At 68.8% G+C, this 8,225-nt stretch carries 7 protein-coding genes; 4 read left to right on the plus strand and 3 right to left on the minus strand.

Annotated features, from left to right (window positions below):
* Positions 1–90: 90 nt before the first annotated feature.
* The 3 genes from RT309_RS10680 to RT309_RS10690 are packed head-to-tail and all read right to left on the minus strand — an operon-like array spanning position 91 to position 3,265.
* Complete coding sequence (locus RT309_RS10680; protein ID WP_083428651.1) at positions 91–1,014, minus strand: carbohydrate ABC transporter permease; 924 nt, start codon at positions 1,012–1,014, stop codon at positions 91–93.
* A gap of 8 nt (positions 1,015–1,022) precedes the next feature.
* On the minus strand, positions 1,023–1,976 hold the full coding sequence (locus RT309_RS10685) for a sugar ABC transporter permease (protein ID WP_313356906.1): 954 nt from the start codon (positions 1,974–1,976) through the stop codon (positions 1,023–1,025).
* Complete coding sequence (locus RT309_RS10690; protein ID WP_313356908.1) at positions 1,973–3,265, minus strand: extracellular solute-binding protein; 1,293 nt, start codon at positions 3,263–3,265, stop codon at positions 1,973–1,975. Before RT309_RS10690 ends, RT309_RS10685 begins: the two co-directional genes overlap by 4 nt.
* Before the next feature lie 228 nt (positions 3,266–3,493).
* Here RT309_RS10690 and RT309_RS10695 point away from each other — a divergent pair, with 228 nt between their 5' ends.
* From RT309_RS10695 to RT309_RS10710, 4 genes are all read left to right on the plus strand, one after another.
* Complete coding sequence (locus tag RT309_RS10695) at positions 3,494–4,618, plus strand: substrate-binding domain-containing protein (protein ID WP_313356910.1); 1,125 nt, start codon at positions 3,494–3,496, stop codon at positions 4,616–4,618.
* A 15-nt stretch (positions 4,619–4,633) separates the two neighbouring features.
* Positions 4,634–5,629 carry a Gfo/Idh/MocA family oxidoreductase gene (locus RT309_RS10700; RefSeq protein WP_313356912.1) on the plus strand — a complete coding sequence of 332 codons (996 nt, stop codon included), beginning with the start codon at positions 4,634–4,636 and terminating at the stop codon, positions 5,627–5,629.
* Positions 5,626–7,041, plus strand: coding sequence for a sulfatase-like hydrolase/transferase (locus tag RT309_RS10705; protein ID WP_313356914.1), 1,416 nt, complete (start codon positions 5,626–5,628; stop codon positions 7,039–7,041). Before RT309_RS10700 ends, RT309_RS10705 begins: the two co-directional genes overlap by 4 nt.
* Positions 7,038–8,225 (plus strand): sulfatase-like hydrolase/transferase (locus RT309_RS10710; RefSeq protein WP_313356915.1); only part of this gene is annotated, 1,188 nt, incomplete at its 3' end. The genes RT309_RS10705 and RT309_RS10710, both read left to right, overlap by 4 nt.

Consider the following 8,225-nt stretch of genomic DNA (forward strand, 5'->3'; position numbering starts at 1 on the left):
TGTCGACCCATCCCTCATCGCGGTCGATGACGTGCGCGCCGAGCTGGTCGGCCATCACCACGAGGAGGTTCGGCCGCACCGCCGCCGAAGTCATTTGCCCATGCCGAGGGTGAGACCCTCGGTGAGCCGGCGGCCCAGCCACAGATAGATCGCCAGCATCGGCAGCACGACGATGCACAGTCCGGCGAACAGCCCGCCCCAGTCGGCGCCGGAGTAGGTCTGCTGCTGGATGAATGAGATCAGCGCAACGGGCAGCGTGTACTTCTCGGTGGACTGCAGCAGCGTCAGCGCCAGGAGGGTCTCGTTCCAGTGCGAGATGACCTGAAGCACGAAGGCGGTGAGGATGCCGCCCTTGGCCAGCGGCAGCGTGATGCGCCAGAAGGTGCCGAAGGCGGTGGTGCCGTCTAGAGCCGCCGCCTCCTCCATCTCCAGCGGCAGCGATCGGAAGAACGCCGTGAGCAGGAAGACGGTGAACGGCATCGAGACGCCGATGTACACGAGGTTGAGCCCGATGAGACTGTCGGTGAGGTAGACCTCGTTCAGCATGACGAACAGCGGGATGACGATCACCTGGGCGGGGATGCCGAGCCCGAGCACGAAGTACATCGTGAGCGAGTTCGTGAGCCGGTTCTCGACGCGGCTCAGGTAGTACGCGGCGGGGGCCGCGAGTGCGACGGTGAGGAACGACGAGACCAGCGTGGTCACGACGCTGTTCATCGTCGCCGTCGCGAAGTCGCCGACCGTCCAGGCGGTGACGAAGTTCACCGGATCGAGCGAGGTGGGCAGCCCCCACGGGTCGGCCAGGATCGAGCGGGTGTCGCGGAAGGCCTGGATGACCATCCACACCATCCACGCGACGTTGAGCACGACGAAGGCCCACAGCAGCACGATCCCGATCGCGCGGATCACGCTGCGGTCGTTGCCGATGGCGGCTCCGCTGCGGCGGCGAGGGCGGCGGTGCTCGGGGGGCACCACGATGGTGCGGGTGGTGTCTTCGGTGAGGGTCGCAGTCACGATATCTCCTAGAACTCGATCGCTTCGCGCTTCATCACGCGGCGCAGCAGCAGCACCAGCACCGACACGAGCGCCAGCGAGAGCACGGCCGAGGCGGATGCCGCGCCGTAGGCGGGCACGGATTCGCCGGAGAAGGCGGTGACGTAGGTGTACACCGCGGTGGTCCAGGTCTGCGTCGGCGGCATGCCCGCACCGGTCGATCCGCCGAAGATCCAGATGATCTCGAAGATCTTGACCGACGAGATCGTCCACAGCACGGCGCACGTGCCGAACACGTCCCAGGTCAGGGGCAGGATGACATGGCGCAGCCGCTGCCAGGCGTTCGCGCCGGCGAGGGCGCAGTCCTCGTAGTAGTACGGCGGGATGCGGTCGACGCCGGCCATGAGGATCGTGGTGAAGTAGCCCGTGGTGATCCACGTCATCATCACCATGATCAGGGGGAACAGGTTGTCCTGAGAGAGCCAGGCGGGCGGATCGGTCACGCCGAAGGCGCCGAGCAGCGTGTTGACCAGGCCGCCCGGGTTGAAGATGAATCCGGCCAGGACGCCGAAGATCATCGCGTTGACCAGATGCGGGAAGAAGATCACCGACCGCGCGATCTTCTTGCCCGTCATATCGCGCAGCACGAGCGTGAGCGCGAAGGCGATCACGAAGATCGCCAGCCCGACGACGAACAGCAGCAGCAGCGTGTTGCCGAACGATCGCACGAAGAGCTTGTCGTTGAACAGCCGGACGTAGTTGCCCAGGCCGACGAACTCCATGGGGCCGGCACCGGCCCACTTGTTGAAGCTGATCCAGATCGCGTACACCGAGGGCACCACGAAGAGGATCGTGTACAGCACGAACGCGGGGCCGACGAACGGCACGAACAGGCGGCGGCGGGCCTGGTCGATCGTGCTGCCCCCTCCCCGCCGCCCGCGACGGGGGAGGGGAGCGGCGGGCGCCAGAGCGACGTCGGTCACGAGTTCTGCTTCCAGTAGTCGACCTGTCCGGTCTTCATCGTCTCGACGAACGTCTTCGCGTCGGTCTTGCCGAGCACGAGGTCGCTCAGCGCGGGCCACAGCAGCTTCTCGGTGTAGCCGGGGAAGCTGATGCCGTCGTTCTGCATGTAGTACGAGTCCGCAGCGTCCAGAGCGTCCTTGACGGTCGACATCTCCTCACTGACAGCCGCGTCGGACCGGATCGGGATGATCTTGGCGTCGGTGCCGAGGGCGTCCTGGTACTTCTTGTTCAGGAAGAACGCCGCGAACTTCTGCGCGTTCTCGGCGTTCTTCGCGCGGGCCGGCACGGAGAATCCGACGAAGTCGGCCCGCGCGGTGTCTCCCAGCGACGGGAACGGGAACGACGAGTACTCGAAGCCGTCGGCGGCGTACGGACCGGTCTCGGTGGGGATCCACGTGCCGTTGAAGAGCATCACGGCCTTGTCGTCCGCCCACACCTGCTGCTGCGCGGGCCACTTGCTGGCGTTGTATCCGTCGATGAAGTAGTCGCCCTTGACGAGCTCCTCGATCATCTGCGCGGCCTCGAGCGCCTCGGGGTCGTCCCACGCCTTACCGGTCTTGTCGGCGGCCATCTTCCGCAGCGAACCGGGGCCCGCCAGGCCGACCATCGTCGAGGTGTACCAGTAGGCGTTGTAGCCTGCGACGTCGCCGTCGATGGCGATCGGCGTCTCGCCCGCGGCCTTCATCTCATCCATGGTCGCGAGGAAGTCGTCCCAGGTCTGGGGCGCGTTCTCGGCGAGCTCGGGATGCGTCGCCTTGTTGAACCAGATCGCGTCGCTGGTGAGCGAGTAGGGCAGCATCCACGGCGCATCCTCGCCCTCGACGGTGAGCACGTCGTCTTCGAGGTACGCCTCGGGGATCAGCGACGACACCTTCTCGCCGTCGACCTCTGCGGCATACGCCTCGGTGAGGGGCTTCGCCTGACCGGTCTCGGCGAGCACGGGCGCGGTCTTCGCGAACGAGCCGTCGACGAGGTCGGGCACCTTGTTCGTATTGAGCGTGGGAACGGTCTTCTTGAGGTTGTCGCGCCCCTGCCACTGGACGTTCACCTCGATGCCGGTCTCCTTCTCGAAGTCGGCGATGGCCTGGGCGACCACCTTCTGCTGCGCTTCGCCCTCTTTCCACATCGCCCAGTAGGTGAACTCCCCGGAGTCGCTGGATCCGCCGCTTGACGCGGACGAGCATCCGGCGGCGGTGAGCGCGACCGCGCCGATGAGGGCAAGTGCTGAGACCTTACGGATCTTCGCCATCGGATTTCCTTTCGTCTGTGCACGGCATCGTCGCCTGCGTGGGTCGACTTTCGCCCCTCGCTAGAAGAGTATTCAAGGAGTATTCCGATATCCGTGATCGTTCTGTTGCGACGGTTCCTCGCTTCACACCCCCGCGAGGTACTGAGAGACGAAAGGAATCGCTGAATACGTCTTTATTCCTTCTCTCACGGACCGAAGAATCAAAGGAAGAACGATGGAGGGATCGGCATGGCCGGAAAGCGCGCAGCGGTGCGCGACGCGGAATCGCGAGGGTTGAAGTTCGAGCTCCTCGCCGATCAGCTGCGTCGCGGTATTCTCGCCGGCACCTGGACCGCCGGTCAGAAGCTGCCCACCGAGCAGGAGCTGTCGAAGGAGACGGGCCTGTCGCTGACCACCGTCCGTCGGGCGTTCGACGAGCTGGTGGCCGAGCGGATCGTCGTGCGCCGCCAGGGCGCCGGCAGCTTCGTCGCGCACATGCGTCCGCGGGAGGAGCGCACCCGTCGGCGCATCGGCGTGCTGCTGCCCGACACTCAGCTGTACTACCCGCGGGTGCTGCAGGGCATCGACGAATCGCTGCAGGCAGCGGGTGCCTCGCTGCAGCTGGCCACGTACAGGTATCAGCCCGAACGCGAAGACGACGCGATCGCGTCGCTGCTGGATGCCGGCGTCGACGGCCTGATCCTGGCACCCACGCTCACCGGCCTCGATGACCCGCTGGCCCGCGCCCACGAGCTCATGGCGCTGCCCGCCCCGGTGGTGCTCGTCGAGCGCAGCCTGGCCGACGGCGGCCCCGCCGACACCACCGAGCACGTCTGCTCGGATCACGCCGGCGGCGCCTACGACGCGATCGCTCATCTGGCCCGCCTCGGCCACTCGCGCATCGCCCTTCTCACGCGGTCGGCCACCGTCACCGAGTTCGGCATCGTGCGCGGCTACCACCGCGCCGTCGCCGATCTGGGACTGCCTGCGGGGCTCGAGTTCGCACAGACGAAGCAGGAGTGGGAATCCGATTCCGGTTCCTCGGCCTTCACCGCGCTGCGCGAGTTCAGGGCCACCGCCGCCCTCGTGTTCGGCGACCGGGAGGCCGCCCTGCTGCAGGGTGCCGCGCGCAGGGCGGGGGTGCGCATCCCCGACGACATCGCTCTCGTCTCGTACGACGACGAGGTGGCCGACCTCGCCGAGGTGCCGCTCACCGCCGTGGCCCCGCCCAAGTACCGCATCGGCCGCATGGCCGCTGACGTCATGCTGCGCCGGCTGGTGGAGGGCGACGAATGCCCGCTGCACCAGATCCGGCTGCGGCCGCGCATCGTCATCCGTCGCTCATGCGGCGCGAGCGCACTTCACCAGGATTGACAGAGGGAGACACACGTGCGGATCGGATTGATCGGAGCCGGGGCGGTCGCCTCGTACCACTGCACCGCAGCAGCGGCGCTCGACGGCGTCGAGCTGGCCGCCGTCTGCGACATCGACGAGGCCGCCGCCCGCAGGGTGGCCTCCGGATGCCCTGACGCCGCCGTCTTCACCGATCATCGAGCGATGCTGCAGTCGGGAGCGGTGGATGCCGTCATCGTGAACACCCCGCATTCCACGCACCTGCCGATCGCCGTGCACGCCGCGGCCGCCGGCGCGCACGTGCTCGTGGAGAAGCCCATGGCCACCACCCTCGAGGACTGCGACCGCCTGATCGCCGCGTGCGACAGCGAGGGGGTCGCCCTGACGGTGGGGCACATCCAGCACTACCTGCCCGAGAAGGTCGCCGCCGAGAAGGTGCTCGCCTCGGGCGAGCTGGGCGCTGTGCGGATGGTGCGCGACAACCGCAGCACCGACTACCGCCCCGGCACCCGTTCGCCGTGGTTCTTCTCCCCCGACATCGCCGGCGGCGGCGCGCTGATGAACATCGGCGGACACTGCATCGACCGCTCGCTGTGGTTCGGCGGCGGACGCGCCGTCGAGATGCTCGCCACCACGGTCAGCCGCTTCGGCTCGGCGGTCGAGACCGACGGTGCGATGATGCTGCGCCTCGACAACGGGGTTTCGGTGAGCATCGTCGTCGTCAGCGACCCGGCCACGCGCGGTGACCTGGTCACGGTCGTGTGCGACCGCGGCATCATCGAGATCGATCCTCGGCACGGCACCACCGTGCACGCCGACGGCCGCTCGCAGCTGATCCACCGCACCCATCCGGACGACATCCAGAGCGCCTTCACCGCGCAACTCGCCGACTTCCAGCGCGTGGTGCAGGGCGGTGCTCCCACCGTGCCCCTGGAGCACGCGAGGCACGTGGTCGAGCTCGTCCTCGCGGCATACCGCTCCGCTGAGGAGGGCTCGGCTCTGCTGCTCGCCGATGCGGAAGCGCTGACATGACGCGGCCGAACCTCATCCTCATCGTCAGCGACGACCAGGGCCCCTGGGCCCTCGGTGCCGCGGGCAACCGCGAGATACGCACGCCCGTCCTCGACGGGCTGGCCGCGCGCGGCATCCGTCTCGACCGCTTCTTCTGCGCGTCACCGGTGTGCTCGCCGGCCCGGGCCAGTCTGCTCACCGGTCGGATCCCCTCCGCGCACGGTGTGCACGACTACCTCGACGGATCCCATTCCGGACCCGGCAGCCGCGATCACCTTGCGGGGATGCCGACCCTCACCGATGCGCTCGCCGATGCGGGCTACCGCCTCGGCCTGTCGGGCAAGTGGCACCTGGGGGCCAGTGACGTGCCGCGTCGCGGTTTCGTGCACTGGTACGCCCTCGACGGGGGCGGCAGCCCGTACCACGACGCGGTGATGCACACCGGCGACGGCCGCACCGAGCACGTCACCGACTACCTCACCGATGTGATCGCCGACGATGCGATCGCGTTCCTCGATGCCGAGCAGCAGCACGACGCCCCGTTCTTCCTGGCTCTGAACTTCACCGCGCCGCACAAGCCGTTCGCCGGTCAGCACCCCGCGGAGTTCACCGATCTCTATCGCGGCTGCGCGTTCGAGACCTGCCCGCAGGAGCAGCCTCATCCCTGGCTGCAGACCCTCGACGGCGCGCCGATCGGCGGCGAAGCCGACATCCGCGAGGCGCTGATCGGCTACTTCGCCGCGGTGACGGCGATGGACGCGGCCATCGGCCGGGTGCTCGACCGGCTGGATGCGCACGGCATCGCCGACGACACCGTGGTGGTGTTCCTCAGCGACAACGGGTTCAGCTGCGGCCAGCACGGCTTCTGGGGCAAGGGCAACGGCACCTTCCCGATGAACATGTACGACGAGTCGGTCATGGTGCCGTTCATCGTCGCAGGCCCCGGAGTGCGACCCGAGGGCGCGGTGCACGACGAGCTGCGCAGCGCGTACGACCTGCCCGCGACCCTGCTCGAGCTGCTCGGGTTCGATCCCGAGCCGTTCGAGCAGGGTCCGGGGCGCAGCTTCGCCGCGGTCCTGCGCGGGGAAGGCGCTGATGCTCCGCAGCGTCCCGTCGTCGTGCACAGCGAATACGGCCCCGTCCGCATGATCCGCACCGTGGAGCGCAAGTACGTGCACCGGCATCCGTACGGCCCGCACGAGCTGTACGACCTCGTCGCCGACCCGCGCGAGCGGGTGAATCTCGCCGACGATCCGGCGCACGCCGCCGAGCTGGCAGGGATGCGCCGGATGCTCGACGCATGGTTCACTGAACACGCGGATCCGCGCGCGGACGGCCGCGGGCTGCCGGTGTTCGGCGCCGGACAGACCCGCGCCCTCGACGACGACCCCCTCGGCGCCTTCGCGCCGCCCGGATGGGATGGAGCCCCATGACCCGCCGCCCGAACATCCTGCTGATCGTCTCGGACGACCACGGGTACGCCGATCGCTCCGCCCAGGGCACGCCCGGGGTGCGCACGCCGGTGCTCGACCGCCTGGCTGCCGAGGGGGCGACCTGCACCGACGCGTACGTGACCGCGCCGATCTGCTCGCCCTCGCGCGCCGGTCTCATCACCGGGCAGTACCAGCAGCGCTGGGGCGGACTGTGGTTCGACTCGGCGCACATCGGCAGCGCCCCCACCATCGCCGAGCGGCTTCGCGACGCGGGCTACGCGACCGGGTACTTCGGCAAGGTGCACTACGGCGACGAGACCGCCGCCGATCGCGGCGCACCGCCGCACCACGGTTTCGACGAGTCGTTCTACGGCCTCGCCGGCCAGTCGATGGGACGCCTGCACTACCTGCACCACAGCGAGGAGGCGGTCGCCGAGTACGGCGAGGCCGCAGAGGCGATGGGGGTGCAGCCGTTCTGGTCGGGCGAGGAGCCGGTCGAGTTCGACGGCTTCACGACCGACGAGATCGCCGACCGGGCAGGGGCGTTCATCGAGCGCCGCGCCGGCGAGCAGCCGTTCTTCGCGATGGTCGCCTTCAACGCCGTGCACAACTTCTGCTGGCAGCTGCCCGATGACGAACTGGCCGCTCGCGGCATGGAGAGCCCCGGCGACTGGCATCCGGGCGCGTCCGAGTATCTCGACTGGTACGACGGGGCGATCAGCCCGAACCTGCCCGACGGGCGGGCCTTCTACCTCGCGCAGCTCGAGCTGATGGATCGTGCCATCGGTCGCCTGCTCGACAGCCTCGACGCCTCAGGCGTCGCCGACGACACGATCGTCGTCTACCTCACCGACAACGGCGGCTCGCAGTGCAACTACGGCGACAACGGCGCGCTGCGCGGCACGAAGTACACGCTGTGGGAGGGCGGCATCCGCGTGCCGTTCCTCGTGCGCTGGCCCGGCGTCGCCGCGGCCCGCACCGTGGTGGGCGAGCCGGTGAGCGCACTGGATCTCGCGGCCACGTTCGCCGCCGCGGCGGGGCTCCCCGCCGACGCCGACGACGACGGACGCGACCTGCGCCCGCTGCTCGCCGATGAGGCCGGCGCCGAGACGTCCGACACCGAGACGTCCGACGACGCGACGAGCGGCGTCCGCGAGCTGCACTGGGACTGCGGCTGGCAGTGG

It is taken from the genome of Microbacterium sp. (genome assembly GCF_032084865.1).
Lineage (GTDB): Bacteria > Actinomycetota > Actinomycetes > Actinomycetales > Microbacteriaceae > Microbacterium.